General features: G+C 66.9%; 1 protein-coding gene. It reads right to left on the bottom strand.

What is annotated here, in order from left to right; all coding sequences use genetic code 11:
• Positions 1–17: 17 nt before the first annotated feature.
• Positions 18–1,496: an IS5 family transposase gene (locus KAK06_RS23965; RefSeq protein ID WP_210804697.1), complete on the bottom strand. Its 1,479-nt coding sequence runs from the start codon at positions 1,494–1,496 to the stop codon at positions 18–20.
• Between the last annotated feature and the right edge of the window lie 80 nt (positions 1,497–1,576).

Genomic DNA, 1,576 nt, shown 5'->3' with positions numbered 1-1,576 from the left:
AGTCGGACCTGCGAATTTCAAGTCGCCGCCTCGGCACAGACCCGTCGCCCACGCGGTGTTGATGGCGGTGGTGACCTCACGGTGATTGCCAGGGCAGATGCGCCCCACGGCCCGACGGATGCCAGCAACGTCCAAGCCAACAAAAGGCCTGCCAGCCCCAGGCGGGCGATGGCCCGCAGCAGCCATCGGATGTTGAACCCGGCCGCGCACAGCACCGCATGCAGAGCGTCGCCCTCGCTGCCCTTGAGCCAGCAGCGATCCATGCGGTGATCGGCCTTCAGGTGTCCAATGGCCGGCTCCACAGCTTGGCGCCGCCGCAGCCAGGCGCGCTGCTGGGTTGTCAGCGTCTTGCTCTTGCCACGGTGAACGAGCTGCACCGCAGCGATGTCGGCATCAACACCGCGGTAGCCCAGGTCCACCACCGCGGTGGTGGGCTTCACGCCGATGTCTTGCAGCAACGTGCTTGTCTGCTCCAGCTGTGCAGCCAGCGTGTGGCCGTCGTACGGGTTGCCGGGGAAGCTGCGTGCACCAACCATCAAGCCGTGTCGGTGGGTCACCGCCACGCTGACCTTGACGCCGAACTCGTACGGCTGGCGGGCCTTGCCTTTGCCGATGCACTCAACTTCCGGAGCGTGCAGCGCGTACAGCTTGCCCTTGTCGTGCGGCTTCTGCGCATGCAGCCGCTCGGCGCGTTCGAGCCAGACCGTCAGCGTGTCTTGCGCCGTCTGAGGCAGTGCCGTCATCTTGCGCCGCACTTCGCGCAGCAGGCTGCCCAGGATCGTGCGCTGGCGGCGCAGCACGCGCTTCAGACGCTTGAACTGCTTGGCGTGCGCATAGCCGGCCGCCCGGCGGCGCAGCGTCTTGCCTTCGCGCTCGTGGGTGAGCTTGAGCGCGATGCCGGCTCGCTTGGCCAGCCGGGCGATCTTCTCGCGCGCCACCTCCAGCAGTCGGCTGTCGGTGGGGTGGGCGATGGCCTTCTCTTGCACCGTCGAGTCGACGATGACGCGCTCGAACTCGCGCTTGCCCACAGCCTTCATCGCCACCGCCGCCTCGATCGTGGACTTGAGCAACTGCTCCACGCCGGCCTCGCCCAGCACGCGCCTGAACCGCCCGATCTGTGTGGCGTCGCAGGGCAGCTTGGGCGTGTAGTACGCCATGCCGCTGAAGAACTGCCAGACCACGTTCTCGCTCCAGCGCTCGACGAGTTCCTCGTCGCTGAGGTTGAAAGCGTGCTTGAGGTACAGCAGCGCCACCATCAGCCGGATTGGCAGGCGCGGCCGGCCGCGGTTGCTCACCCCTGCACCCGCCAACTGCAGCGTCGTGCCAAACAGATCCGCCCCCTCGACCGGGCGGCCGGCGCGGTCCTTGTGCGCAAAGGCTGGCGCCAGCGACTTCTCGATCTCTTCCCAGGGCATGCGCGTGGCCAGCACTGCCAAAGGGTGGCGCAGATCGATCATCTGATCCAGGCGGGCGCGGAAGAAATCGTCGGTGCTCATCGGCGGTCAAGAACTCCCGGAAACTGCGCTCCATTGAATCGCTTCCTGGGAGTTCTCGCCATCGGCATTCACCCCGCAGA

The organism is Ideonella aquatica (assembly GCF_018069755.1).
In the GTDB taxonomy this organism is placed as follows: Bacteria; Pseudomonadota; Gammaproteobacteria; order Burkholderiales; family Burkholderiaceae_C; genus Ideonella; species Ideonella aquatica.
This window is presented reverse-complemented; position numbering and strand designations above follow the sequence as displayed.

Excerpts from the sequence above, each read along its gene's own strand:
- KAK06_RS23965 (WP_210804697.1), bottom strand. The coding sequence starts at position 1,496 with ATGAGCACCGACGATTTCTTCCGCGCCCGCCTGGATCAGATGATCGAT.